This is a genomic window from Sphingomonas sp. CFBP 13720 (genome assembly GCF_014842075.1).
Taxonomy (GTDB): domain Bacteria; phylum Pseudomonadota; class Alphaproteobacteria; order Sphingomonadales; family Sphingomonadaceae; genus Sphingomonas.
The window spans coordinates 678419-704513 of the sequence record NZ_JACYVA010000001.1; the positions used below are offsets into that span (position 1 = coordinate 678419).

General features: G+C 65.0%; 19 protein-coding genes. 11 read left to right on the forward strand and 8 right to left on the reverse strand.

Features of this window, described 5'->3' with window-relative positions:
* Positions 1-121: 121 nt before the first annotated feature.
* From IFT55_RS03325 to IFT55_RS03335, 3 genes are all read right to left on the reverse strand, one after another.
* Positions 122-469, reverse strand: coding sequence for a DUF3088 domain-containing protein (locus tag IFT55_RS03325; protein ID WP_192089063.1), 348 nt, complete (start codon positions 467-469; stop codon positions 122-124).
* Between the two features lie 61 nt (positions 470-530).
* Positions 531-2126 (reverse strand): carboxyl transferase domain-containing protein, encoded by a 1596-nt coding sequence (locus IFT55_RS03330; protein WP_342029218.1) that lies wholly within the window; start codon positions 2124-2126, stop codon positions 531-533.
* Positions 2123-3289: an acyl-CoA dehydrogenase family protein gene (locus tag IFT55_RS03335; protein WP_192089065.1), complete on the reverse strand. Its 1167-nt coding sequence runs from the start codon at positions 3287-3289 to the stop codon at positions 2123-2125. Before IFT55_RS03335 ends, IFT55_RS03330 begins: the two co-directional genes overlap by 4 nt.
* 141 nt (positions 3290-3430) lie before the next feature.
* Here IFT55_RS03335 and clpB point away from each other — a divergent pair, with 141 nt between their 5' ends.
* On the forward strand, positions 3431-6007 hold the full coding sequence (gene clpB, locus IFT55_RS03340) for an ATP-dependent chaperone ClpB (RefSeq protein WP_192089068.1): 2577 nt from the start codon (positions 3431-3433) through the stop codon (positions 6005-6007).
* Between the two features lie 64 nt (positions 6008-6071).
* Here clpB and IFT55_RS03345 read toward each other — a convergent pair whose 3' ends face one another.
* The 4 genes from IFT55_RS03345 to folD form a co-directional block, all read right to left on the reverse strand.
* Complete coding sequence (locus IFT55_RS03345) at positions 6072-9011, reverse strand: TonB-dependent receptor domain-containing protein (protein ID WP_192089070.1); 2940 nt, start codon at positions 9009-9011, stop codon at positions 6072-6074.
* Positions 9012-9428: 417 nt separating this feature from the next.
* On the reverse strand, positions 9429-12380 hold the full coding sequence (locus IFT55_RS03350) for a TonB-dependent receptor domain-containing protein (RefSeq protein WP_249403596.1): 2952 nt from the start codon (positions 12378-12380) through the stop codon (positions 9429-9431).
* Between the two features lie 336 nt (positions 12381-12716).
* Entirely contained in the window at positions 12717-13337 is a 621-nt protein-coding gene (locus IFT55_RS03355; RefSeq protein ID WP_192089072.1) for a MarC family protein, read from the reverse strand.
* Positions 13334-14209 (reverse strand): bifunctional methylenetetrahydrofolate dehydrogenase/methenyltetrahydrofolate cyclohydrolase FolD, encoded by an 876-nt coding sequence (folD, locus tag IFT55_RS03360; protein ID WP_192089074.1) that lies wholly within the window; start codon positions 14207-14209, stop codon positions 13334-13336. Before folD ends, IFT55_RS03355 begins: the two co-directional genes overlap by 4 nt.
* 185 nt (positions 14210-14394) lie before the next feature.
* Here folD and otsB point away from each other — a divergent pair, with 185 nt between their 5' ends.
* The 10 genes from otsB to IFT55_RS03410 all read left to right on the forward strand — a co-directional run bounded on the left by otsB (position 14395) and on the right by IFT55_RS03410 (position 24544).
* A complete protein-coding gene (gene otsB / locus IFT55_RS03365; protein ID WP_192089076.1) occupies positions 14395-15138 on the forward strand; it encodes a trehalose-phosphatase in 744 nt (247 codons plus the stop codon).
* Positions 15135-16931: a glycoside hydrolase family 15 protein gene (locus IFT55_RS03370; RefSeq protein WP_192089078.1), complete on the forward strand. Its 1797-nt coding sequence runs from the start codon at positions 15135-15137 to the stop codon at positions 16929-16931. Before otsB ends, IFT55_RS03370 begins: the two co-directional genes overlap by 4 nt.
* Positions 16928-18328, forward strand: a complete 1401-nt coding sequence (locus IFT55_RS03375) for an alpha,alpha-trehalose-phosphate synthase (UDP-forming) (RefSeq protein WP_192089080.1) — start codon at positions 16928-16930, stop codon at positions 18326-18328. Before IFT55_RS03370 ends, IFT55_RS03375 begins: the two co-directional genes overlap by 4 nt.
* A gap of 140 nt (positions 18329-18468) precedes the next feature.
* The gene (locus IFT55_RS03380; RefSeq protein ID WP_192089081.1) at positions 18469-19803 is read left to right on the forward strand and encodes a cellulase family glycosylhydrolase; all 1335 of its coding nucleotides are present in this window, start codon (positions 18469-18471) and stop codon (positions 19801-19803) included.
* Positions 19804-20007: 204 nt separating this feature from the next.
* Entirely contained in the window at positions 20008-20796 is a 789-nt protein-coding gene (cobA, locus tag IFT55_RS03385) for a uroporphyrinogen-III C-methyltransferase (protein WP_192089084.1), read from the forward strand.
* Positions 20793-21089, forward strand: a complete 297-nt coding sequence (locus tag IFT55_RS03390; RefSeq protein WP_192089085.1) for a DUF2849 domain-containing protein — start codon at positions 20793-20795, stop codon at positions 21087-21089. Before cobA ends, IFT55_RS03390 begins: the two co-directional genes overlap by 4 nt.
* 132 nt (positions 21090-21221) lie before the next feature.
* On the forward strand, positions 21222-22856 hold the full coding sequence (locus IFT55_RS03395) for a nitrite/sulfite reductase (RefSeq protein WP_192089086.1): 1635 nt from the start codon (positions 21222-21224) through the stop codon (positions 22854-22856).
* Entirely contained in the window at positions 22849-23274 is a 426-nt protein-coding gene (locus tag IFT55_RS03400) for a DUF934 domain-containing protein (protein ID WP_192089087.1), read from the forward strand. The genes IFT55_RS03395 and IFT55_RS03400 overlap by 8 nt, the downstream gene beginning before the upstream one ends.
* Positions 23267-24046, forward strand: a complete 780-nt coding sequence (locus IFT55_RS03405; RefSeq protein ID WP_192089088.1) for a phosphoadenylyl-sulfate reductase — start codon at positions 23267-23269, stop codon at positions 24044-24046. The genes IFT55_RS03400 and IFT55_RS03405 overlap by 8 nt, the downstream gene beginning before the upstream one ends.
* A 48-nt stretch (positions 24047-24094) precedes the next feature.
* Complete coding sequence (locus IFT55_RS03410; RefSeq protein ID WP_192089089.1) at positions 24095-24544, forward strand: hypothetical protein; 450 nt, start codon at positions 24095-24097, stop codon at positions 24542-24544.
* Positions 24545-24579: 35 nt separating this feature from the next.
* Here the strand turns inward: IFT55_RS03410 and IFT55_RS03415 are convergent, their stop codons facing one another.
* Positions 24580-26094 (reverse strand): replicative DNA helicase, encoded by a 1515-nt coding sequence (locus IFT55_RS03415; protein ID WP_192089090.1) that lies wholly within the window; start codon positions 26092-26094, stop codon positions 24580-24582.
* Position 26095 lies beyond the last annotated feature (1 nt).

Consider the following 26095-nt stretch of genomic DNA (forward strand, 5'->3'; position numbering starts at 1 on the left):
GGAAGTCCAAAGGTCACGAGAGTCACACCCGTGCGCCACTGCGCGTCCGCAGCCCCGCGATCGTCGAGCCGCAGCGCGCGACCGGGAGATGCCATGGCGAGGATGCTGTAGGAAAGCGGCATCATGGATGCGCCTCCGGGAAGTCGTGCCGGATGTGAAGCGCGTACAGCAAGCGCTTCAGATCGCTGACGAAATACTGCCCGCCATGCGTTCCGTCCGCCAGTGTGGGATCGGCGTCGTCCCCCAGCAGCAGCACCGGCAGATTCTGGTTCTCCGCACCGATCGCATCGATCACCGCCGTACGCGGACGGGGATAATCGATGCGGATCACGTCCAGCCCAGCCGCGCGTTCGGGGAACAGCGCCAGCAACCCGTCGATCGTGATGCAGTCACGACAATAAAAGTCGCGACCGGGCAGCGCCGGATCGGCGAAGGTCGCGGGCAGAAGGTAAAGGCGGTCGCGGGTCATGCAGGGTCCTGTCCGAATGGTGCGGCCCGTCCCGGTGGGGATGCGGGGCCAAACGATATGACTACATCCGAAATACGCCGAACTGCGCCCGATCGGGGATCGGCGCGTTCAACGTGACCGACAGCGCGAGGCCCAGCACGTCGCGGGTCTGCGCCGGTTCGATGATGCCATCATCCCACAGCCGCGCGGTCGCGTAATAGGGATTGCCCTCCGCCTCGTACTTCGCGCGGACCGGGGCCTTGAACGCTTCCGCTTCCTCCGGCGTCCAGCGTTCGGCGTCGCGATGCACGGTGGCAAGCACGCTGGCCGCCTGTTCACCGCCCATGACCCCGATCCGGCTGTTCGGCCATGTGAACAGAAAACGGGGCGAATAGCCACGACCGCACATGCCGTAATTGCCCGCGCCAAAGCTGCCGCCGATCAGCAATGTCAGCTTCGGCACCTGCGCCGTCGCGACCGCCATCACCAGCTTTGCGCCATGTTTTGCAATGCCTTCCGCCTCATACTTACCGCCGACCATGAAGCCGGAGATATTCTGGAGGAACAGCAGCGGGACGCGGCGCTGACATGCCAGTTCGATGAAGTGCGCGCCCTTCTGCGCGCTTTCGGAGAACAGCACACCGTTATTGGCGAGGATCGCGACCGGCATGCCCCAAATGCGGGCAAACCCGCAGACGAGGGTCGTGCCGTAGAGCGGCTTGAATTCGTGCAGTTCCGATCCGTCGACGATCCGCGCGATCACTTCGCGCACGTCATAGGGTGCGCGGACGTCGACCGGCACGATCCCTGCCAGATCGGCAGGGTCGTGGCGCGGCGGGCGCGGATCGGCGATGCCGATATCGGCGCGGCGCGGCGGCGGCAGCGTGGCGACGATATCGCGCACGATCAGCAACGCGTGTTCATCGTCGTCGGCGACATGATCGACCACGCCGGATTTGCGGCCATGGGTATCGGCCCCGCCCAGTTCCTCGGCAGAGATGACCTCACCCGTCGCGGCCTTGACCAGCGGCGGTCCAGCAAGGAAGATCGTCCCCTGCCCCCGCACGATCACGGTTTCATCGGACATGGCGGGGACATAGGCGCCGCCGGCGGTGCAACTGCCCATGACGCATGCGATCTGCGCGATGCCCTTCGCCGACAGTTGCGCCTGGTTGAAAAAGATGCGGCCGAAATGGTCGCGGTCGGGAAACACCTCCGCCTGATGCGGCAGGTTGGCTCCGCCGCTGTCGACGAGATAGACGCACGGCAGATGATTTTCGGTCGCGATTTCCTGTGCGCGCAGGTGTTTCTTGACGGTCATCGGGAAGTACGCGCCGCCCTTTACCGTGGGATCATTGGCGACGACCATGACTTCCCGGCCATGCACCCGCCCGATCCCGGCGATGACGCCCGCCGCCGGTGCGGCATCGTCGTACATGCCGCCCGCCGCCAGCGCCCCGATTTCGAGAAACGGCGAACCGGGATCGAGCAGCCGGTGGATGCGGTCACGCGGCAGCAACTTGCCGCGCGCGACATGGCGATCGCGGCTGGCATCCGATCCGCCGCGCGCGGTCACGGCGACCTTCGCATGGAGTTCGGCGACCAGCGCGTCGTTGTGCGCGGCATTGGCGGCGAAGGCGGCGGTGCCGCGATCGATCAGGGTCGGCAGGATCGTCACTGTGCCCCCGGTGCCTCGCCGCCGATGAGTTCGCGGCCGATCAGCATCCGCCGGACTTCGTTGGTGCCCGCGCCGATATCGAGCAGCTTGGCATCGCGGTAATAGCGTTCGACCGGCCAGTCCTTCGTATAGCCCGCCCCGCCCAGCGCCTGCACGGCATCGTTCGCCACGCGCACGGCGCTTTCCGACGCCAGCAGGATCGCGCCCGCCGCGTCGTGCCGGGTCGTGCGGCCGGTGTCGCACGCCCGTGCGACCGCATAGACATAGGCGCGGGCCGAATTGAGCGCGACGCTCATGTCGGCGACCTTGCCCTGCATCAGCTGGAACGCGCCGATCGGCCGGCCGAACTGGCGACGTTCGCGCACATACGGCAATACCGTGTCGAGGCACGCCTGCATGATGCCAAGCTGAATGCCCGACAGCACGACCCGTTCGTAATCCAGCCCGCTCATCAACACACGGACCCCGCCGTTCAGCGGCCCCATGACGTTTTCGGTGGGCACGAAACAATCATCGAACACCAGTTCGGCGGTCGGCGATCCGCGCATGCCCATCTTGTCGATCTTCTGCCCGATCGAAAAACCGGCGAAGTCCTTTTCGACGAGGAAGGCGGTGATCCCGCGCGATCCGGCCGTCGCGTCGGTCTTTGCATAGACGACCAGCGTCGCGGCATAGGGTGCGTTGGTGATCCAGAATTTCGTGCCGTTCAGCCGGTATCCGCCCGCGACCGGATCGGCGCGCAGCCCCATCGATACCACGTCCGATCCAGCGGCAACTTCGGACATGGCCAGCGCGCCGACATGTTCGCCAGCGATCAGCGGTGGCAGATACTTCGCCTTCTGCTCCGCATTGCCCCACCGTGCGATCTGGTTGATGCACAGGTTGGAATGCGCGCCGTAGGACAGGCCGACCGACGCGGACGCCCGCGCCACTTCCTCACACGCCACGACATGGTCGAGATAGCCGAGGCCCAGACCGCCGTCCGCCTCCGCCACGGTAATGCCATGCAGTCCCAGCGCACCCATTTCAGGCCATAGCTCGACGGGGAAACGGTCTTCCGCATCGATCGCGGCGGCGATCGGCGCGATCCGATCGGCGGCGAAGCGCTGCGTGGTGTCGCGGATGGTATCGGCCATCTCGCCCAGCCCGAAATCGAGCATCATATTCAACTCTCCTGTGCCCGGTCGTTGCCGGATCAAATCGATTGCGCAACCCTTAAACCGTTACCTTGGCTCCGCGCAAGCGTCGCTCTTGTGTTGCCGTAATACCACACCATATCGCGGACAACAGTATAGGGGACACGAATGAACCTCGATAAATTCACCGACCGCGCCAAAGGTTTCCTGCAGGCCGCGCAGACCGTGGCGATCCGTAACAGCCATCAGCGGATCACCCCCGACCATATCCTAAAAGCGTTGCTCGACGACGATCAGGGGATGGCGTCGGGCCTGATTACCGCCGCCGGCGGCGATCCGCGCCGCGCGAATGCGGAAGCCGATGCCGCGCTGGCAAAACTGCCGAGCGTATCGGGATCGGGCGCGCAATCGGCACCGGGTCTCGACAACGATGCCGTGCGCTTGCTCGACCAAGCCGAACAGATCGCGACGAAGGCGGGCGACAGCTATGTCACCGTCGAGCGCATGCTGCTGGCGCTGACCCTGTCGAACGGGGCTTCGGGCAAGGCGCTGGCCGCCGCCGGTGTCACCGCACAGGGACTGAACGCCGCGATCGAGACGCTGCGCGGCGGGCGCAATGCCGATACCGCCGGCGCGGAGGACCGGTATGACGCGTTGCGCAAGTTCGCGCGCGACCTGACCGCCGCCGCGCGCGACGGCAAGCTGGACCCCGTGATCGGGCGCGACGAGGAAATCCGCCGCACGATCCAGATCCTCGCGCGGCGCACCAAGAACAATCCCGTCCTGATCGGCGAACCCGGCGTCGGCAAGACCGCGATCGCCGAGGGGCTGGCGCTGCGCATCGCCAATGGCGACGTTCCCGACGGGTTGAAGGACCGCGCGCTCATGTCGCTCGACATGGGATCGTTGATCGCGGGCGCGAAATATCGCGGCGAGTTCGAGGAACGGTTGAAGGGCGTGCTGGACGAGGTGAAGGGTGCCGATGGCCAGATCATCCTGTTCATCGACGAGATGCACACGTTGATCGGCGCGGGAAAATCCGAAGGCGCGATGGACGCCGGCAACCTGCTCAAGCCCGCGCTGGCGCGCGGCGAACTCCACTGCATTGGCGCCACGACGCTCGACGAATATCGCAAGCATGTCGAAAAGGACCCCGCGCTCCAGCGGCGGTTCCAGCCAGTGTTCGTCGGCGAACCGACCGTCGAGGATACGATCAGCATACTGCGCGGCCTGAAGGAAAAATACGAACTGCATCACGGCGTTCGGATCACCGACGGTGCATTGGTGTCGGCGGCGACGCTGTCGAACCGGTATATCACCGACCGGTTCCTGCCCGACAAGGCGATCGACCTGATGGACGAGGCCGCCAGCCGGTTGCGCATGGAGGTGGAGAGCAAGCCCGAGGAGATCGAGAGCCTCGACCGCCGCATCCTGCGCATGAAGATCGAGCGCGAGGCGCTTCGCCGCGAAAGCGATGCCGCGAGCGCCGACCGGCTGGAAACGATCGAAGGCGAACTGGCCAATGCCGAACAGCAATTGGGCGAGTTGTCGAGCCGCTGGCACGCGGAACGCGACAAGATCGCGTCAGAGGCAAAGCTGAAGGAACAGATCGACGCGGCGCGCATGGCGCTGGAACAGGCACAGCGTTCGGGCGACCTCGCGAAGATGTCCGAGCTGACCTATGGCACGCTGCCGACGCTCGAAAAGCAGCTGGCGGCGGCGCAGGGCGCATCGACCGGCGCGATGCTGCGCGAGGAAGTGACCGGCGACGATATCGCGGGCGTAGTCAGCCGGTGGACCGGGATTCCGGTCGACCGGATGCTGGAGGGCGAGCGCGAAAAGCTGCTCCAGATGGAAGAGGCGCTGGGCAAGCGCGTGATCGGACAGGCGGAAGCGGTCCGGGCCGTCGCCACCGCCGTGCGTCGCAGCCGCGCGGGGTTGCAGGACCCGAACCGGCCGCTGGGGTCGTTCCTGTTCCTTGGGCCGACCGGCGTCGGCAAGACCGAGCTGACCAAGTCGCTGGCCGAATTCCTGTTCGACGATCCCAATGCGATGGTGCGGATCGACATGAGCGAGTTCATGGAAAAGCACGCCGTCGCCCGGCTGATCGGTGCGCCCCCGGGCTATGTCGGCTATGAGGAAGGCGGCGTGCTGACCGAAGCCGTCCGACGCCGGCCGTATCAGGTGATCCTGTTCGACGAGGTGGAGAAGGCGCATTCGGACGTGTTCAACATCCTGTTGCAGGTGCTGGACGACGGCCGCCTGACCGACGGACAGGGTCGCACGGTCGATTTTTCGAACACGATCGTGATCCTGACGTCGAACCTCGGCTCCGCCTATCTGACCAACCTTGCCGACGGACAGCCGGCAGAAGCGGTCGAGCCGCAGGTGATGGACGTAGTGCGTGCCCATTTCCGGCCGGAATTCCTGAACCGGCTGGACGAGATCATCCTGTTCCACCGGCTGGCGGCGGATCACATGGCCCCGATCGTCGACATCCAGATCGGGCGCGTCCGCCGGCTGCTGGCGGATCGCAAGGTGAAGATCGAACTGAGCGACGCGGCCCGGACGTGGCTGGGCCGTGTCGGCTACGACCCGGTCTACGGCGCCCGCCCGCTGAAACGCGCCGTGCAGCGCTATCTGCAGGACCCGCTGGCCGACCTGATCCTGCGCGGACAGGTCAAGGACGGATCGACAGTGTCGGTGGATGAGGGCGACGGGCGGTTGGTGTTGCGCGTGGCGTGAAACGCAAAGGGGGAGCGGGACGACCGTCCCACTCCCCCCCCCGATGACCGTCCGATCGAAGCGCTCAGAAGCGGAAACGCGCACCCGCCGTGAAGCGGCGACCGAACAGGTCGAAATCGGCCGACGTTTCGAGACCGGTCGGCGTGCCGTACGGCGTGCCGGGCAGATATTGCGGCTGCGTATCGAATAGATTGTCAACGTTGAAGAAGAAGGTGAAGTTCTTCGCCACTTCCTGGCTGACCTGAACGTTATGCAGCCAGTAATCGTCGACGCTGTTCAGCGCCTGAATGGCAGGATCGTTACTGATGAACCCGTTGCGGATGAAATCACCGCCGCTCAGGAAGTTGGTCTGCCAGCTCAGACTGGTCCCTTCGACCGTATAGGTCGCACGGGCGTTCAGATTGTGCGTCGAATAGGCGCTACGCAGCGTGGCGCCACGACCGAAACCGCCAGCATCCTCCTCCTCGGGCGTGGCAGGATCGTCCTGCCGCTTGTTGTCGAGCAGATAGGTATAGTTGGCGGTCACGGTCAGACGATCGTCGGTGGCGATGCCCAGGGTCCGCCCGTAGCGCATCGTCACGTCGATCCCGCGCACCTTGTACGCGGCGATGTTGATGAGCTGCGCATTGACGGTCTGGAGAATGCCGGTCGCGGCGGAACGGATCACGTTGTTGCAGAACACGGCATCGCCGGTCAGCAGACATTTTTCGATCGTATCGCTACGGTCGAGCGTGTCGATCGCACCATCGATCTTGATGTCGAAATAGTCGGCGGTGAGCTGGAACCCTGGCAGGAACGTCGGCGTGAAGACGAAACCGGCGGTGATCGTCTTCGCCTTTTCCTCGTTCAGCGCATCGTTACCGCCAACGAAGCCGTTCACATTCTGCGTGTCGGCCAGCGTGTAGGCGAACGTGCCGCCGGGATTGGCGGCGAAGAACGCTGCGATGCCGGGCACGGCGCGGCAAGCCGCATCGGCAGCACCGGTCGAGGTACGCGTGATGCCGTCGCATGGATCGGTCACTGCCGCGAAGGTTTCCGACGGTGCGCTGAACAGCTCGCTATTGTTCGGTGCACGGTTGGCGACGGCATAGCGACCGCGGAAGCGCAGGCCCTTTACCGGCTCCCACTCCGCACCCGCGTTCCAGCTGAACACGCTGCCGACGGTCGAATAGTCCGAGTAGCGGACCGCGCCGTTGACGCCGAGATACTCGAAGAACGGGCGATCGGCCAGCAGTGGCACGTTCACTTCGCCGAACACTTCCTTGACATCCTGCGAGCCGGTAAGATCGGGGATCTGATTGCCCGAATTGCCGCCGGTGTTGGTCAGGATGTCGAGATCGTCGAAGACCGACTCATACCGGTATTCGACACCCGCCGAGATGCCGACGCCGCCAGCCCCCAGATCGAACAGCGAGGAATTCGTCACCACTGCGGTCACGACATGCTGTTCGTTCGTGATTTCCTCCGACTTGGGAACGACCGCCTGGACATAGGCGGATGCGCGCGGATCGGCGGTGCCCAGCCCGAACAGGTTGATCGGGACGCAGCCGGCCGCGCGTGCCGCTACGTCGCGGCAGACGATATCGGTGCCGACGACATTGCCCGTGCCGACGCGGATCGAGTCAAGCGACTGGCGATAGCGCGCGGTATCGATATCCTGGCTGGCGTTGAAGTCGTTCAGATGACCGTAGACATAGCTGAGGTCGAAGTCGAAATTAGCCCCCAGATCGCCGCGCAGGCCGGCGACGGCGCGCCACGTATTGCGCTCTGCACGGTTGCTGCGGTCGAACACCTCGTTCTGCCGGCGGCGGAAACCGATGCCCGTCACGTCGTTGGTGGTGATGCCGTCCGAATTGGCGGCGGCGATCGCGGCGGCGATCGACGTCGGGATGAAAGCGTTGGTGATCGGAATGCCGTCGCCCAGGTCGGCGGTCTGCAATGCGAACGCTTCAAGCGACGCGTTCGAGCTGGTGCGGGCGTAAGTCACTTCCGCATAGGCCTGGATCGAGTCGTTGATCTCGTAGTTGAAGATACCGTTGGCGAGATACCGTTCCAGCGGCACGGCGATACGGCGGACGCCGTTGCGGTTGAAGCCGTAGATTCCGGTCTGGTAGCCCGGCAACAACGCCAGCGAACCGTCCGGACGGTACGAGAAGTTCGAATTGTTACCCGGCAAGACCGCCTTGATGCCAGAGTCGGTAGCGCTGGTCGGCACACCGGTCAGCTGGAACTGGCCCTGCGGTGCGAACGAGCTGTAGGCGCCCGGTCCGCAGATCAATCCGGCGCAATCCTGTGCCGAAATAGCGCGGTCGGCCGACAGCAGCCCCTCGTCGCGGTCGTACGAGAAGTTGACCATCGCGTTGCCGCGATCATCCGCACCCCATTTGGTACCGCCGGTGACGCTGACCAGATAACGGCCATTGTCGCCACGTTCGGTGGTTCCAGCCTGCGCACGGACCTGAAGCCCTTCGAAGCTGGTCTTCATTATGAAGTTCACGACGCCCGCGACTGCATCCGAACCATATACCGCCGACGATCCACCGGTAATGTTGTCAACGCGGTCGAGCAGGTCGACCGGGATGTTATTGATGTCGACGGCCGTGTCGCCGCCGAAGCCACCGACGAACCGGCGACCGTTGACCAGCACCAGCGTGCGGTTCGATCCGAGACCGCGCAGGTTCACGGTAGAAACACCAGTGCCCGACGTCAGGAAGTTCGTGTTGGTCCGGGTCGAGCCGATCGCAACCTGCGGCAACTCGTTCAGAATATCCGAAACGTTGGCCGCTGCATCCTGCAACAACTGTGTGCTGGTGATCGTGGTGACCGGAACCGGGGAGTCGATTTCCACTCGCGCAATGCGCGAACCCGTAACCAGAATCTCTTCGCTGCCTTCCTCGGACGCGCCCTCGACTTCAGGAGTCGGTGCGACCTGCGCGAATGCGGGCGAAGCGACGCCCATCAGCAACGTAGACGTCAGAAGCAGGTTACGGAACTCGGTTTTCATGCACGACCCTCATTTGGCTGAAGCCACAAGCGGACTTTCTGACGGCAAGCCTAACTAGAGCCGAAGTCCGAGGGCAACCGGCGTTCGTCAAAAGTCCATGAATATGAAACCTTGTTGTAAAACTACGACAGTTTTTGGGGGAATCTGCCCCAATTTTAAGCATTTTCTCTTGGAATGCCTAAATATCGAGCATATTTTTGACTACATGCGTATTGATTTGGACCGTTCCCACCGGGGTTTAGTACGCGGTCCATCCTGTTCCGAAAATCGCGGGATACCATGCCGGCTGCAGCGATCGATGCTGGATCCCATACCAACGGCAACTGCGTACCCAAGGCCTGTCCTTGGAAGCTAAATCACAAAAAAAGGGCCGCTTCCCCGTGAGGAAGCGGCCCAATCATACTGCGCTGGCTAGGACTAGAAGCCGAACTTCGCGCCTGCGCGGAAGCTGCGGCCGAAGATACCGTTGCCGCCCTGCACCGCGTTGTACAGATGCGCACCGTAGGTGACCGGATCGATCGGAGGCAGGCGATCGAACAGGTTCAATGCGTTGACATAGACGCTGACCCGGTCGTTCACGTTGAAGCTGACGTTCAGATCGGCGGTCAGGTAGCTCTTTACCCGGCAATCGACATAGCCCGGGTTCTGACCGCAATCGCTATAGTCGTCGCCCTGGTCCTGTGCCGACAGATCGTAACCCGACACGTAGTTCACGGTCCCGGTCACGTCGACCTTGTCGAACGCGAACGTGTTGCTCCAGTTGCCGCGCCACCGGAACGTGCCGTTGCCTGCGGTCAAGTTGAAGTTGCCGAGCGTGTCGACATAGGTTTCCTTGCTGCCGTCCGGGAACGTCGTGCTCAGCTCGATCAGAAGGCTGGCATTGAGGTTCGTGCGCCACTGGAACGCGCCGAAATCAACCCGGCCGCTTGCGCCGAAATCGATGCCTTCGGAGAAGATCGTATCCGAGTTGATGAGCTGCGATTCGACGAAGCCGATGCGCGGACGGCCGGTTGGCAGGTTGACGTCGGGCGCGTCGGGAATGACGTTGTAGCCTGCCGGGATTGCCTGACCGGCATAATAGGCCGCGATGGCCGGAGCGTTCGACGGCGAGGTGATCGCCCCGGTCTTCTTGATGTTGAAATAGTCGACCGTCAGCGTGAAGTTCGAAATCGGCGTGACCTGGATACCCGCAGTGAAGCTGCGCGACTTCTCCGGCTTCAGGTCCGGCGAGGCGAGCGTGGTCGACCCGATCGAATAAGCCGTCAGATAGGTCGGGCAGGCGGTCGCCGCCGTCGCATCGTTGGCGCAGGCCGCGCCATATTGCGCACGGAAGCTGGCCGGAACCGCCGTGATCGACTGCGACACGTAGCCGGTGGTCGGCAGCGCGTTCGCTTCGGCGAAGCTCGGAATGCGGAAACCGCGCGACCACGTTCCGCGGATCGTCAGCTGGCGGAACGGCGTGAACCGTGCGCCTGCCTTTGGCGAGAAGTTGCTCTGGCCGCTCGAATAGCGATCATAGCGTCCCGACAGGTTGACGTCGAGCTGGTCGAGTACCGGTGCCTGGATTTCGCCGAACGCGGAAGTGACGGTACGGTTACCTTCGGTGCCGAAGGCGTTGATGGTGAAGTAGCGCTGCGACGGACCGTTGGTGTCCGGGTTGGCACTGGGCGCATTGACCGCTTCGTAGAAGATCGAGCCGCCGACGCCGACCTGCAACGGGCCGCCGGGCAGTTCGAACAGTTCCTTGCTGACGGTCAACTGCGCCTGATACAGATCCGACGATGCATCGGTGATGTTCACCGGCGTGACATAGTCGCGCACCGCCTGCGAATTCTGGCTGGGGTTGTTGAAATTGTACGTACCGTCGGCGATCACGTTCAGCAGGTTCTGGATATAGACATATCCGTCCTGCTTGCGCTGCAGATCAGTGTGCATTGCGGTAGCGTTGAAGTTGTAGTCGAAATCGTTGAGGAACGTGCCGGAAATCCCGAACGCCGCACGATACACGCGGCTGCGCGTTTCGTTGTAGACCAGTTCCTGGTTACGACCGAGAACCTGCGCCGTTTGGCCTGCCGCCGCAAACGGATTGTTCGGGTTCAGCGTGCCGTTCGTCGCCGAGCAGTTTACACGCGCGGCGCAAACATAGACCGGAAGGGTAAGCGGGGCCGAACCCGGTGCGAAGTTCGCTGCGGACGATGCGGTCGAGAACTGCGGGAACAGGATGCCGGTCGGCGCGCTGCCACGGATGACGCCCGTCGCGCCCTGGTAGCTCGACGTCGTCTGCTGGAAGTTAACGGCCAGATAGGCTTCCGACGTGTCGCCGATCTTCGCGGTAAACCGCGCCGATCCGCCGAAACGCTCGATGTCGGGCGTTACGTTACCATAGTTGTAGGTGAGATCTTCCTGACAGACGTTGGACAGCGGCAGCGCGCCATTCACCAACCCGCCATTTGCGTTAAGCCGGGCCAGATCGGCCGCCGTCGGCGTCACCGACGGACCGGCGAAGCAGCCTGCCGCGGGGTTCAGGATCTGATACCGCCCGGTCGTGCCCGGCCGGACGTAGAAGGTGCTGCCGACGGAGAACCCGTTCAGTTCGCCGGCTGCGTTCTGGCCGTTCAGGATGCCGTTCGGGGCACCCTCGCCAAGGCTGCGCTGATCGTCGGTAGCGAACACGCCCGGCAGGTCGCGGTTCTTGACGCCTTCGCTGCGGAAGAAGAAGCCGCTGATGTAGGCGTTGTAACCCTTTTCATCGAGGTCGCCGGTGCCGGCGGTCAGCGTGAGACGCTGGTTGGCAGCAACGCCGTCCTCGGAGATGCCGGCCTCGACACGGCCGCTCACGCCGTTGAACGCGCGCTTCGTGATGATGTTGACCACGCCGGCAATCGCGTCGGCGCCGTAGCTCGACGATGCGCCGTCGCGCAGCACTTCGATCCGGTCGACGATGTCGTCCGGGATCGTGTTCAGATCGACGAAGTTGCGCGAACCGTCGTCCGCCAGCGGGTAATAGCTGGCGCGCAGACCGTCGAACAATACCAGCGTCGAGCTGGTCGACAGGCCGCGGAGCGAAACGGCCGAAGCGCCGCCGGCAAACGCGCCGTTCGCGGTGAACGAGTTGGTCAGCGCCGGCCCGTTGTTGGACGACAGCAGCTGGATCGCGTCCTGCACCGTATTGATGCCGCGCGCGTCGAGGTTCTCGGCCGTGATGGTCGTGACCGGCGAAATGCCGCTGTCGGCACCGCGCAGGATCGATCCGGTGACGACGATGTCCTGCGAGTCACCCTCTTCGGCGGCCGGGGCGACCGGAACGGTCTGCCCTGCCTGCGGGACTTCCTGTGCGGACACCGGCACGGCGAACAGGCCGGCGATCATCGCGGACACAGCGGCACCTTGGCGCAACGACGTGCGCATCGAGAGAGCAATCATGGAAGCAGCAATCCCCTTTAGCCCGCGATGGGGCACTCAAGTCGACGGACCGCGCGTTGGCTGGTCCGAACACCCGGAGTATCGTGCGACTTTCGACTGATTGTAAATACGGTTAGCCGTATTTCACAACTTTTGTATCCGCTGTCACCAAACTGCCACAGCACGTCCGGTTGGAACAGCGGTTTGATGTCAACGGCTTGCCGTGCGGCGCTTGCGGCCGCCGGTCGCCAGTGACCCGGGGGTTGGCAGAGTTCCGCCCCGGGCAGGTCGAGCCTTGTCGCTTTACAGAAAGCTCGCCCGCAGGCCGTCGATGACGAACTGCGCCGCCAGCGCAGCCAGCAGCACTCCCAACAGGCGGGTGATGACCGCTTCGATCCGCACACCCAGCCGGCGCATGATTGGTCCTGCCGCAAGCAATGCGGCCAGCGTCAACGCAAGGATCGCAGCCAATGCGCCGAGCACGACCAGACGCGACGACCAATCACCGACCTGGCTCATCAGCAGCATCACCGACGCGATCGATCCCGGTCCCGCGATCATCGGCATCGCCATGGGAAAGGTCGACACGTCCTCGACCTCGGGCGTCTCGATGATCTTCTGCGCCCGGTCCTCGCGCCGCTGGGTGCGTTTCTCGAACACCATTTCCAGCGCGATCAGGAACAGCATGATGCCGCCCGCGATGCGGAAACTGTCGAGGCTGATGCCCAGTGCCTTGAGCAACGCCTGCCCGAACAGCGCGAAGGCCAGCAGGATCAGGGTGGCGATGCCGACGGCGCGGATCGCCATCGCGCGCCGCTGGGCGTTCGACGCGCCGGTGGTCAGCCCGGCATAGATCGGCGCGCAACCCGGCGGATCGATCACCACGAAGAAGGTGATGAGCGACGAGACGAACAGTTCGATCATGCCCGACCCTCGTCGAACGCCAGTCCGGCGCGACGGTGGGCGGCGACCAGCGTGTTGCGCAGCAGGCAGGCGATCGTCATCGGCCCGACGCCCCCCGGCACTGGGGTGATCGCCGCCGCAACCGGCAGCGCGGCGGCGAAGTCGACATCGCCGACCAGCCCGGAATCGATACGGTTGATGCCGACATCGATGACGACAGCGCCGGGTTTCAGCCATGCCCCCTGCACAAAGTTCGCGCGACCGACCGCCGCGACGACGATATCCGCGCGGCCGATGACGCCCGGCAGGTCGCGCGTACGCGAATGGGCGATCGTCACGGTGCAACTGGCGGCGGTCAGCAACGCCGCCATCGGCTTGCCGACGATATTCGACCGCCCGACGACGACCGCGTCCAGTCCCGACAGGTCGCCCAGTTCGTCCTGCAACAGCAACAGGCAGCCATAGGGCGTGCACGGCACCATGCCGGGCAGGCCGGTCGCCAGCCGCCCGGCATTGACCGGGTGAAAGCCGTCGACATCCTTGTCAGGATCGATCGTCAGCAACACGGCATCGGCATCGAGATGCGCCGGCAGCGGCAACTGGACGAGGATGCCGTCCACCGCCGGATCGGCATTCAGCCGTTCGACCAGCGCGACCAATTCGTCCTGTCGCACGTCGGCCGACAGGCGGTGTTCGAACCCCGCCATGCCCGCCTCGCGCGTCGCCTTGCCCTTCGACCGGACATAGACCGATGACGCCGCGTCTTCCCCGACCAGTACGACCGCGAGGCCGGCGGGACGTCCCGCTGCCTCCGCGAACGCAGCGGCTTGGGTGGCGACGCGCGCGCGCAGGCGGGCGGCAAAGGCTTTTCCGTCGATGATCCGGGCTGTCATGCCGGATCGCATACCGGGTGCGCGTGCGGTTCGCCAGTCCGGTTCGATGACAGCGTGGTACGTATCCGTTCGCCCCCGTTCGTCGCATTCCCGCTCCGCCTTGAACCAACCGGGCGTCGGCGCCGGAGCAAACAATAGTTCGCATATGCGAAACGATTTCCCGCGACGCAGCGTTCACCCTGACGATGGCGCATTCCGATCTCCCTCCCCCGCCCGCCGGCCTGCTCGCCGAGGCGGGCCTTTTCCTCGATTTCGACGGCACCCTGGTCGAACTGGCCGAACGACCCGACGCGGTCGTGGTCGGGCAGGAATTGACGGGGTTGCTCGCCCGGCTCGGCCAACGGCTCGACGGGCGGGTGGCGATCGTGAGCGGCCGATCGATCGCGCAGCTCGATGCGTTCCTAGGCGACGCGATCGTACCGTTCGCGGTGGTCGGCAGCCATGGCGCGGAGATTCGCCGCGCTGGCGCCGAGGCGATGCTGCCCGACCGTCCAGCCGCGCTGGTCGCTGCCGAGCGGGCCTTTGCCGGGCGGTTCGGCGAGGACGACCGCATCGTGATCGAGGTCAAGACGCTCGGCGTCGCGATCCATTATCGCGGCGCACCCGAAGTCGCGCAGGAAGCGCATGCGATGGTCGAGGCGTTCGCCGCCCGCGACGGGCTGGCGGTACAGGCGGGCAAAATGATGATCGAACTGCGCATGGACGGCCATGACAAGGGAACGGCGATCGCGACGCTGTGCGAGGCCGCGCCGTTCGCGGGACACGCGCCCGTTTTCGTCGGCGACGACCTGACCGACGAACCCGGCATGGTCGTGGCCGCGCATCATGGCGGCGCGGGCATATTGATCGGAGCGATGCGCGACAGCGCCGCACGCTACCGCCTGCCCGACGTCGCTTCCTTTCTGAGCTGGCTGGAGAACGAACTGTGACCGCGACGATGGACCTGTGGCCGATCGGAAATTGCCAGGTATCGGCGCTGGTCGACCGCAACGGGCGGTTCGTGTGGGGATGCCTGCCGCGCGTCGACGGCGATCCGGCGTTCTCCTCGCTGCTCGACGACCGCCGCCGTGCGTCGGATGGCGCGTACGGATTCTGGGAAATCGATCTGGACGGCGTGGTTGAAACGACGCAGTCCTATATCCGCAATACGCCGGTGCTGGTGACCCGGCACGAGGATGCGGCGGGCAATGCGATCGAGGTCATCGATTTCTGCCCCCGCTTCAAACGCCACGACCGGATGTATCGCCCGGTGGCATTCTGTCGGATCGTCCGTCCGCTGAAGGGGAGTCCACGCGTCCGCGTGCGGCTGCGCCCGTCGATCGACTGGGGCGCGGCCCCCGCCCCGCGCACACGGGGATCGAACCACGTCCGCTATCTGCTGGACGCGGAGGCGATCCGGCTGACGACCAGCGCGCCGGTCGGCTGGGTCGAGGAGGAACGGCTGTTCCGCGTCGAACGGACGCTGCATTTCTTCCTTGGCCCGGATGAGAGTTTTTCGGACGAGATTCCGGCGTCGATCGAGCGCATGCTGAAGAACACGATCGACGAATGGCGTCACTGGGTCCGTGGCCTCGCCACCCCGGTAGAATGGCAGGAAGCGGTGATCCGCAGCGCGATCACGTTGAAGCTGTGCCAGCATGAGGAAACCGGCGCGATCGTCGCCGCGCTGACCACGTCGATCCCCGAACACGCCAATTCCGGGCGTAACTGGGACTATCGCTACTGCTGGATCCGCGACGCCTATTATACGGTGCAGGCGCTCAACCGGCTCGGTGCGCTCGACGTGCTCGAAGGATATCTCGAATATCTGCGCAACATCGTCGACAATGCCGCCGACGGTCAGATCCAGCCGCTGTACGGCGTCGGCGGCGAAGCGACGCTGGTCGAGCGCGAGGCCAGCGGCCTCGACGGCTATCGCGGCATGGGTCCGGTGCGGGTCGGCAACCAGGCGTACGAACAGGTCCAGCACGACGCATACGGCCAGATCATCCTGTCGAACGCGCAGGGGTTTTTCGACCAGCGGCTCTTCCGCGTCGGCAAGCGCGCCGATTTCGAGGCGCTGGAGCCGATCGGCGAACGTGCATGGGAAGCGTATGACAAGCCCGACGCCGGACTGTGGGAATTGCGGACGAAAAGCCACGTCCACACCTATAGCGCGGCGATGTGCTGGGCGGCATGCGACCGGCTGGCCAACGTCGCCGCGACGCTCGGGCTGGACGACCGTGTGGTGTTCTGGCGCGACCGGGCGGATACGATGCGCGCCACGATCGAGCGCGAGGCATGGCGACCCGACACCAACCGGCTGTCGGCGACGTTCGGCGGCGACGATCTGGACGCCAGCCTGATCCAGTTGCTCGACCTGCGTTTCTTGGAGCCGAGCGATCCGCGGTTCCTGGGTACGCTGGAAGCGGTCGAGACCGGGCTGCGACGCGGCAGCCATATGCTGCGCTATGCCATCGCGGACGATTTCGGCCTGCCCGAAACCGCGTTCAATGTATGCACGTTCTGGCTGATCGAGGCGCTGCACGCGACCGGCCGGATCGACGATGCGCGCGAATTGCTGGAGGAGATGCTCGACCGCCGTACCCCCGCCGGGCTGTTGTCGGAGGATATCGATCCCGAGACCGGCGAGCTTTGGGGCAATTATCCACAAACCTATTCGTTGGTCGGCATGATCAATTCGGCCGTCCTGCTGAGCAAGTCATGGAACGTTATCCGATGAGTCGCCTGATCGTCATTTCCAACCGGGTCCAGGCACCCTCCCCCGACGTCGGCAGCGGTGCGCAGGGTGGCCTAGCCGTCGCGCTCAACGCCGCGCTGGCGGAGGAAGACGGCATCTGGTTCGGATGGTCGGGCGAAACCAGCGACGACCGCGAATTGCGGTTCCAGACCTATGCCGGCGTCACCTCCGCCGTGATGGACCTGTCCGAACAGGATGTGGAGGAATATTACGACGGCTATGCCAACCGGACGCTGTGGCCGCTGTTCCACTATCGGCTCGACCTGACCGAATTCGAACGCGATTTCCAGGGTGGCTATGAACGCGTCAACCGCGTGTTCGGCGAACGGATCGGCCCGCACATCCGCCCCGACGATCTGGTGTGGGTGCATGATTATCACATGATCCCGCTGGGCTGGGTGCTGCGGCAACAGGGGGTGACGAACCGGATCGGGTTCTTTCTCCACATCCCGTGGCCGCCGCGCCGGTTGCTGACCGCGCTGCCCGATCACCGGCGGATGGTCGAGGCACTGTTCGCGTACGACGTCGTCGGGTTCCAGAACGACGAATGGCTCGACAGCTTCTGCAATTACGTGACCGAGGAAATGGGCGGCTCGATCGGCGAGAATGGCGCGGTGACGGTCGGCGGACGCACGATCCGCGCGATCAGCTGCCCGATCGGGATCGAGGCGAAGGACTTCATCGCCGAAGCCGGCGGCCCGGTGGCACGCGCCGCGCAGTTGCAGCAGCTCGAAAGCGGCGTCGGGCGCAGCCTGATCGTCGGTGTCGACCGGCTGGATTATTCGAAGGGATTGCCGGAGCGCTTTTCGGGGTACGAACGCTTCCTTCAGAACCATCCAGACCGACGGGCGCTGGTGTATCTGCTGCAGATCGCACCGCCGTCGCGCACGGCGGTGCAGACCTATCGCGATATCCGCAACACGCTGGAACAGATGTCGGGCCGGATCAACGGCGCGTTCGCCGATACCGACTGGGTGCCGATCCGCTATGTGAACAAGGGCTATGCCCGCGACGTACTGGCCGGCATCTATCGCGCGGCGCGGATCGGGCTGGTGACGCCGTTGCGCGACGGCATGAACTTGGTGGCGAAGGAATATGTCGCCGCGCAGGACCCGCGCGATCCGGGGGTGCTGGTACTGTCGCGCTTCGCGGGTGCCGCGCCGCAGCTCGGCGTCGGTGCACTGCTCGTCAATCCGTACAGTGCCGAGGATGTGGCGGATGCGATCGACAAGGCGCTGCGCATGCCGCGCGCCGAGCGGATCGAACGGTGGCAGGCGATGATCGACAATGTCGTGACCGAGGATGTCATCTGGTGGCGTCGCCGGTTCATCGACGCGTTGCTGGCGCAACCGGTGGCGGGCGACGTGCTGACCGTGTGAACGACGTCGCGTCCCGTGGGAATGCCGGACGGACATAGCCACGGGACGCAGCGACGGCTGCACGACGCGCTTCCTCTTGCCCTCCCCCGCAAAAATTCGGATAGCCGGGGAATAAGCAAAACAAGTTGGGAGAAGCCGCCGTGATCGACCGCCGTTCCATTCTGGCAGGGACCGCCGCGCTGGCGGGTTGCGCTGTCGCTCCCGGTATTACCCCGCCGACCCCGGCTTCGGGCAGCGCGACTTTCCTGCGCCGCGACGGCAAGCGGTTCGTGCGCGACGGTCGGCCCTATCGCTTCGCAGGTGCGAACCTATGGTATGCCGCATGGCTGGGCGCCGACGCCGCGTTCGGCAACCGTGCGCGGTTGCTGCGCGAACTGGACGCGCTGAAGGCGGCGGGCATCACCAACCTGCGGATCATGGCGTCGGCCGAGGAAGGTCCGCTCAACAACTCGATCAAGCCCGGCTTTCGCGATGCCAGCTCGACCTATAGCCGCACGATGCTCGAGGGGCTCGACTTCGCGATGGCGGAGATTGCGAAGCGCGGGATGACCGCCGTGCTGTGCCTGACCAACTTCTGGGAATGGTCGGGCGGAATGATGACCTATCTCTATTATGTCGAGGGGCGCTATATCGACATGAACGACCCGGCCCATCCGTGGCCGGCGTTCGCCAACGCCAATGCCCGCTTCTACGGCAATGCCAAGGCCGTGGGACTGTATCACGATTACGTCCGCGCGGTCGTGTCGCGCACCAATACGGTCACCGGCGCGCGCTATGCCGACGATCCGTCGATCCTGTCGTGGCAGTTGTGCAACGAACCGCGCCCGGCGGGCGACATGGCGCATGCCGACCTTCCCGCCTTTTACGGGTGGGTCGACGGCACGGCGCGGCTCATCAAGTCGATCGACCCCAACCACATGGTGTCGACCGGCAGCGAGGGGCTGAAAGGCAGCCTTGAGCAGGCGTCGATCGCGCTGGCCGAACACCAGTTTCCGTCGATCGATTATCTGACCGTCCATGTCTGGCCGAACAACTGGGGCTGGGTGCAGCAGACCGACCTGACCGGCACCTATGCGCGCGGCGAACAACTGGTCGAGCAATATGTCCGTCAGCATATCGCGATCGCCAACCAGCTGAACAAGCCGATGGTGATCGAGGAATTCGGCTATCCGCGCGACGGCGGCAGCAACGATCCCAAGGCGACGATCGTCTACAAGGACCGTTTCTACCAACTGCTCCATCGCATCGCGCTGACCGACGCACAGGCGGGTGGGCCGACCGCTGGCACCAATTTCTGGGCATGGAACGGCGAGGCGCGGACGAAGAACGCCGACTGGAAGTTCAAGGACGGCGACCTGAACTACATGGGCGATCCGCCGCACGAACCGCAGGGATGGTACGGGGTGTTCGACAGCGACGCATCGACGCTGGCGATCGTCGCGGAACAGGCGCGGGCGATGGAAGCCATCGGGTAGTTTGCGGGGGGCGGGTCCAGGCTGCGTACCGCGTGTTCCGCCCCTGCCGTCCTCGTAGCGGACGCAGGAAGCCATCGGATCGGACGAGCGTCCGAATACGGCCTTCGCCGGATGTCCGCGAACTTGCCGAGCCTAAACAATCCCTACCGCCGCCCCAAGCAAGCGTCGGTTGCGCGCATCCCGCCCCGCCCGCATCTATGTTCCATGGCAAGTCTACTCGATCCGACCGCGCGCGGGCGCGTCATCCTCGTGGGGGCAGGTCCGGGCGATCCGGGCTTGCTGACCGTGCGTGCCGTGGCGGCGCTGCAATCGGCGGACGTCGTCGTGCATGACGGGCTGATCGACCCGCGCGTGCTCAATCATGCCCCGGCGACCGCACAGCGCATCTCGGTCGCGAAGCAGCGCGCGCGCCACACGCTGCCGCAGGAAGCGATCAACGCGCTGATCGTCGCGCATGTAAAGACCGGCGCGATCGTCGTGCGGCTGAAGGGCGGCGATCCGTTCATCTTCGGGCGCGGCGGCGAAGAGGTCGAGGCGGTCCGCGCCGCCGGACTGCCGGTCGAGGTCATTCCGGGCGTGTCGGCGGCGCTGGGCTGCGCGGCGGGCGCGATGTTGCCGCTGACGCACCGCGACTGGTCGTCGGCGGTCAGCTTCGTCGCAGGCCAGTGCAAAGGTCTGTCCGAACAGGACTGGTCGGGCCTTGCGGGACAGGGACGGACGCTGGTGATCTATATGGGCGTCGCGACCGCCGACGCGATTGCCGACAAGCTGATGGCCGACGGCGTCGCACCCGACATGCCCGTCGCGGTGCTGGAGCGTGGCACCTATGCCGACGCCCGTGCGCTGCGCACGCTGCTGGCCGATCTGGGACCGATGGTCGCGCGCGAAGCGGTCGCCAGTCCCGCGGTGATCGTGGTGGGCGAAGTGGTGCAGCTGGCCGATGCCGAGGACAAGCTGGGCAGCTGGGCGATCGCGGCGGAGGCACTGGCATGAAGCTGCTGACCGGCAACGACCTGCCCAGCGGCGACGTGACGTGGTGGACCGGCCGCGACTGGTCCCGCCATGTGGAGGACGCGGTGGATGTCGGCGAGGACGGCGAACGCATCGCGCAGGCGGAGGAAGCGGCGCGACGGGTCAACGTCCCCTATGTCATCGACGCGGTGGCGACGCCGGACGGCCCCCGCCCGGCGCATATCAAGGATCGGATTCGCGCGCTGGGACCGACGGTGCGCAGCGACCTGACGCTCAAGCCCGCCGATCCCTCGGCAGGCGGATGGGTGATCTAGCCCGCGCAAACGGGCACGACATGGTGCAGGAAAGCGTCCGCCGCCTGCACCGCTGGATTGCGCGGCGATCCCCCTCCGCCATGCGGTGCATGGTCCCCCTCCCCGCCCAGCGGTGAGGAATTAGGAAGAAGCATGTACAAGTACGACACTTTCGACCAGTCGATCGTCGATGCCCGGGTCGCGGAGTTCCGCGATCAGGTGGAACGTCGCCTGTCGGGCCACCTGACCGAGGACCAGTTCAAGCCGCTCAGGCTGATGAACGGACTGTATTTGCAACTGCATGCGTACATGCTGCGCGTCGCCATCCCCTATGGCACGCTGGATAGCCGACAGATGCGGACACTGGCGGACATCGCGCGGCGGTACGATCGCGGTTACGCGCATTTCACGACGCGGCAGAACCTGCAGTTCAACTGGATCAAGCTGGCCGACACGCCTGAAATTCTTGAGCAATTGGCGAAGGTCGAGATGCATGCCATCCAGACCAGCGGCAACTGCATCCGCAACATCAGTTCGGACCAGTTCGCCGGTGCCGCCGCCGACGAGCTGACCGATCCGCGGCCATGGGCGGAGCTGTTGCGGCAGTGGAGCAGCTTCCACCCCGAATTCAGCTATCTGCCGCGCAAGTTCAAGATCGCGGTGATCGCGGCGGAGGAAGATCGCGCGGCGATGCGGCTGCACGACATCGGCCTGCGCATCCTCGAACGCGACGGCGTGGCTGGCGCAGCGGTCTATGTCGGCGGGGGCATGGGCCGCACGCCGATGATCGCGCCGCTGGTCGCCGATTTCGTGCCGCTGCCCGACCTGATGAGCTATCTGGAAGCGTGCCTGCGCGTCTACAATCGCTATGGCCGGCGGGACAATATGTACAAGGCGCGGATCAAGATCCTGATCCACGAGATCGGCGTCGAGAGATACCGCGCGGAGGTCGCCGACGAATTCGTCGCGGTCAAGGCGCTGGGCATCGATCCGCCGGTGGCGGAATTCGACCGCATCGCCGCGCATTTCGCCGATCCGGCCTTTGCCGACACCGCCGGCGATCCGCCGGTCGACCGCAGCGACCCCGCATTTGCCCGGTGGCTGGAACAGAATACCCATGCCCATAAGCGCGCGGGGCATACGATCGTCACGATCAGCCTGAAGCCCGCCGGTGGCATCCCCGGCGACGCGTCGGCCGACCAGATCGACGCGATGGCCGACCTGGCGGAACGCTACAGCTTCGACGAACTGCGCGTCACCCACGCGCAGAACATCGTCCTGCCGCACGTCCGCGATACCGACCTGAAGGCGGTGTGGGACCGGCTGGTCGCGATCGGGCTGGCCGAGGCCAATCTGGACCTCATCACCGATATCATCGCGTGCCCCGGTCTGGATTATTGCAGCCTCGCCAACGCCCGTTCGATCCCGCTGGCACAGAAGATCGCCGATCGCTTCGCCGATCCGTTGCGTCAGCGCGATCTGGGCGAACTCAAGCTCAAGATCAGCGGCTGCATCAACGCCTGCGGCCACCATCATGCTGGTCACATCGGCATCCTCGGCGTCGACCGGAAGGGGACCGAGAACTACCAGCTATTGCTGGGCGGATCGGGAGCGGAGGACGTGTCGCTGGGCAAGATCACCGGGCCGGGCTTTTCCGAAGACGGCGTGGTCGATGCGATCGAGCGCGTGACCGACCGGTATCTGGTCGAACGCGAAGCCGGCGAACGCTTCGTCGACACCTATCGCCGGGTCGGCATGGAACCGTTCAAGGAGGCGATCTATGGGTGATCCGCTGCGCTTTCGCACCGACGCCGCGCATGACGAACCCGCCGTCACGCTCGACGCGTTCCTCGGCCAGTCTAACGCCACCGCCGTGCGGATCGAGGCGGGCGACGATGCCCGCCTGTTGCTCCCGCATCTTGACCGGATCGCGCTGATCGAGGTCAGCTTTCCCAAATTCCGCGACGGGCGCGGCTATTCGTCGGGGCGTATCCTGCGCGAGGCGGGATATACCGGCGAACTACGCGCGGAGGGCGACGTGCTGGTCGATCAGGTGCCGTTGATGCGTCGCTGCGGGTTCGACAGCTTCGCCCCGTCGGCGCCGATCGACGCGCAGGTGCTCGCCCGCTCACTCGAACGCTACGACCATGTGTATCAGGCGGCGGCGGACCCCGCCGTGCCGGTCTGGAAACTGCGGCATGGCTGATGTCGACTTCCGGCTGCGCGATCGGATCGACACCGGTCCGCGCTTCGTAGCCGCCGATGCGCAACGGCTGAACGACCGGTTCCGCGATGCAACGACGCAGGACATGCTCGCCGCCGTGCTACGCGAACGGTTGCTCGGCGATGTCGCGGCGGTGTCGTCGTTCGGTGCGGAATCGGCGGTGTTGCTTCACCTCATCGCGACGATCGACCCGTCGGTGCCGGTGCTGTTCCTGGAGACGGGCAAGCATTTCCCGGAAACACTCGCCTATCGCGACCTGCTGGTCGATCGGCTGGGCCTGCGCGATTTCCGCAACCTGACGCCCGATCCCGAGCGGCTGGCGGCGCGCGACGGCACCGGGCTGCGCTGGTCCTACGATCCCGACGGGTGCTGCGACCTGCGCAAGGTCGAGCCGCTGGCGCGCGCGCTGACCGGATTCGACGCCAGCTTTACGGGGCGAAAGGCGTTCCAGTCGGCGACGCGCACTGCATTGCCACGGTTCGAACTCGATACGTCGGACGCGGCGGGGCGGTTGAAGGTCAATCCGCTCATCACGTGGGGGCCGGCGGAGATCGATGCGTATTTCGCGCGGCACGACCTGCCCCGGCATCCGCTGGTCGAACAGGGTTTTCCCTCGATCGGATGCCAGCCGTGCACCAACCGGGTAAAGCCGGGCGAAGACCCCCGTTCGGGCCGCTGGGCCGGATGGGAAAAGGTCGAATGCGGCATCCACACGCCGTTGCCCGACGGCGATCCGAACCTGCCCGCCTTCTGATCGTGCGGGCGGTTCAGTCGGCCGCGAAATTGCGATAGACGCGCGGTCATGACCCGATCCGCCATCGCCTATTTCACCAACAACCGCCTGATCGTCGCGCCCGTGTCGCGCAGCGTCGGCGGCGACGCGCTAGCCGGAGCGCCACGCTGGTTCGGTCGTTCGGCAAAGAAGGCGATCGTGGCGCAGGCGATCGCCGAGGCGCTGGCGCAGTCGGCGGACGGCCTGCCCGACCCGGACGAAGCATATTGGAAAGGCCGCTTCATTCCGTTTCAGGACGCGGCCGACGTCAAGAATTTCAAGACGTTCATGCGCGACGCCCGATGCGTCGATATCGATGCTTCGGACGACGGCGTCACGCTGACCCCGTCGACCAATCTGGGGCCGAACAACGGCTTCGAACCGGTCGTGGAAGCGGCGGTGACCGTCTCCGCCAACGACATGGACGCCGTTACCGGGACGCTGCTGCACCTGTTCGGCCTCCGCCCCGCGGCGGGGTAGCGCCGCCCCGTCCGGTCGGCAGGCAGCCGGTCGGCCTATTCGTCCAGCCCGCTGAACCCGCCGCCGGCATAATCGCTGAACTTGGTGATCGACGGCTCGAACTTCAGCGTCACCTTGCCCGTAGCGCCGTGGCGCTGCTTGGCAATGATCAGTTCGGCAAGGCCATAGACGCGTTCCATGTCCATTGCCCATTTGGCGTGATCCTCGAACGCGCGGGCGTCGTCGCCGTCGCGCGGGCGTTTCGGCTCCTTCGCGGCGACGTAATAATCCTCGCGGTACACGAACCACACCATGTCGGCGTCCTGCTCGATCGATCCCGATTCGCGCAGATCGGACAGTTGCGGACGCTTGTCCTCGCGCTGCTCCACGGCGCGCGACAGCTGCGACAACGCGACGACCGGCACGCCGATATCCTTTGCCAGCGTCTTTAACCCGCGCGAAATCTCCGAAATTTCCTGCACGCGGTTGTCGGATCCCTTGCCCGACCCCTGCAACAGCTGAAGGTAATCGACCACCACCAGCCCCAGTTCGCCGTCCAGCTTGCGGTGCAGCCGCCGTACGCGGGTATGCAGGCCGGAAATGGTCAGGCCGGCGGTATCGTCGATGAACAGCGGCAACTGCTCCAGATCGGCGGCGGCGTTGGCAAGGCGGGTAAAATCCTCCTTGCGGATCTTGCCCATGCGCAGCGATTCGGAACTGATCGCGGCCTGTTCGGCAAGGATACGCGTCGCAAGCTGGTCGGCGGACATTTCGAGCGAGAAGAACGCGACCTTCGCGCCGACCGACTTGCCCTTTTCCATGCCCGCGCGCTGGTCGTCCATGTAGCGTTGCGCCGCGTTGAACGCGATGTTGGTCGCCAGCGACGTCTTGCCCATGCCGGGACGTCCGGCAAGGATGATGAGATCGCTGTGGTGCATGCCGCCGATCCGGCCGTTGACCGAATCCAGCCCGGTGGTCACGCCAGACAGGCCGCCGCCGCTGTTCATCGCACGCTCGGCCATGCGCACCGCCATCGTCGTCGCCTGGGCGAACGATTTGATCGCGTTGGTCGAATTGCCTTCCGCCGCGACCTTGAACAGCGCTTCTTCCGCTGCCTCGATCTGTTTCTTCGGATCGACTTCGGTCGAGGTATCGGTGGCATTTTCCACCAGCGTGCGGCCGACCGTGATGAGCGCGCGCAGCTGTGCCAGATCGTAGATCTGTTGCGCGAACTGCTTCGCGCCGATCAGTCCCGCGCCCGATCCGGTCAGCTGCGCCAGATATCCGGCACCGCCCAGCGGTTCGAGCGCGGCGTCGCCCTCGAACATCGGGCGCAGCGTCACCGGATTGGCGAGCATGCCGGTGCGGCGCACGTCGCGGATGCGTTCGAAGATGCGGCCATGGACGGGTTCGAAGAAATGCTCCGCCTGCAGCCGTTCGACCATGTCGTCGGCCAGCCGGTTGTCGATCATCATCGCGCCGAGCAGCGCGGCCTCCGCCTCGATATTTTGCGGCAGGCGCGGGGGTGCGGGGGGAGTTCCCCCGTTGATGCTCAGGATGTTGGTTGCCATC

Bases quoted from the DNA above. Each gene is read 5' to 3' on its own strand.
- IFT55_RS03325 (WP_192089063.1), bottom strand. From the start codon at position 469: ATGACCCGCGACCGCCTTTACCTTCTGCCCGCGACCTTCGCCGATCCG.
- IFT55_RS03335 (WP_192089065.1), bottom strand. From the start codon at position 3,289: ATGATGCTCGATTTCGGGCTGGGCGAGATGGCCGATACCATCCGCGAC.
- clpB (WP_192089068.1), top strand. From the start codon at position 3,431: ATGAACCTCGATAAATTCACCGACCGCGCCAAAGGTTTCCTGCAGGCC.
- IFT55_RS03345 (WP_192089070.1), bottom strand. From the start codon at position 9,011: ATGAAAACCGAGTTCCGTAACCTGCTTCTGACGTCTACGTTGCTGATG.
- IFT55_RS03350 (WP_249403596.1), bottom strand. From the start codon at position 12,380: ATGATCGCCGGCCTGTTCGCCGTGCCGGTGTCCGCACAGGAAGTCCCG.
- IFT55_RS03355 (WP_192089072.1), bottom strand. From the start codon at position 13,337: ATGATCGAACTGTTCGTCTCGTCGCTCATCACCTTCTTCGTGGTGATC.
- folD (WP_192089074.1), bottom strand. From the start codon at position 14,209: ATGACAGCCCGGATCATCGACGGAAAAGCCTTTGCCGCCCGCCTGCGC.
- otsB (WP_192089076.1), top strand. From the start codon at position 14,395: ATGGCGCATTCCGATCTCCCTCCCCCGCCCGCCGGCCTGCTCGCCGAG.
- IFT55_RS03375 (WP_192089080.1), top strand. From the start codon at position 16,928: ATGAGTCGCCTGATCGTCATTTCCAACCGGGTCCAGGCACCCTCCCCC.
- cobA (WP_192089084.1), top strand. From the start codon at position 20,008: ATGGCAAGTCTACTCGATCCGACCGCGCGCGGGCGCGTCATCCTCGTG.
- IFT55_RS03390 (WP_192089085.1), top strand. From the start codon at position 20,793: ATGAAGCTGCTGACCGGCAACGACCTGCCCAGCGGCGACGTGACGTGG.
- IFT55_RS03395 (WP_192089086.1), top strand. From the start codon at position 21,222: ATGTACAAGTACGACACTTTCGACCAGTCGATCGTCGATGCCCGGGTC.
- IFT55_RS03400 (WP_192089087.1), top strand. From the start codon at position 22,849: ATGGGTGATCCGCTGCGCTTTCGCACCGACGCCGCGCATGACGAACCC.
- IFT55_RS03405 (WP_192089088.1), top strand. From the start codon at position 23,267: ATGGCTGATGTCGACTTCCGGCTGCGCGATCGGATCGACACCGGTCCG.
- IFT55_RS03410 (WP_192089089.1), top strand. From the start codon at position 24,095: ATGACCCGATCCGCCATCGCCTATTTCACCAACAACCGCCTGATCGTC.
- IFT55_RS03415 (WP_192089090.1), bottom strand. From the start codon at position 26,094: ATGGCAACCAACATCCTGAGCATCAACGGGGGAACTCCCCCCGCACCC.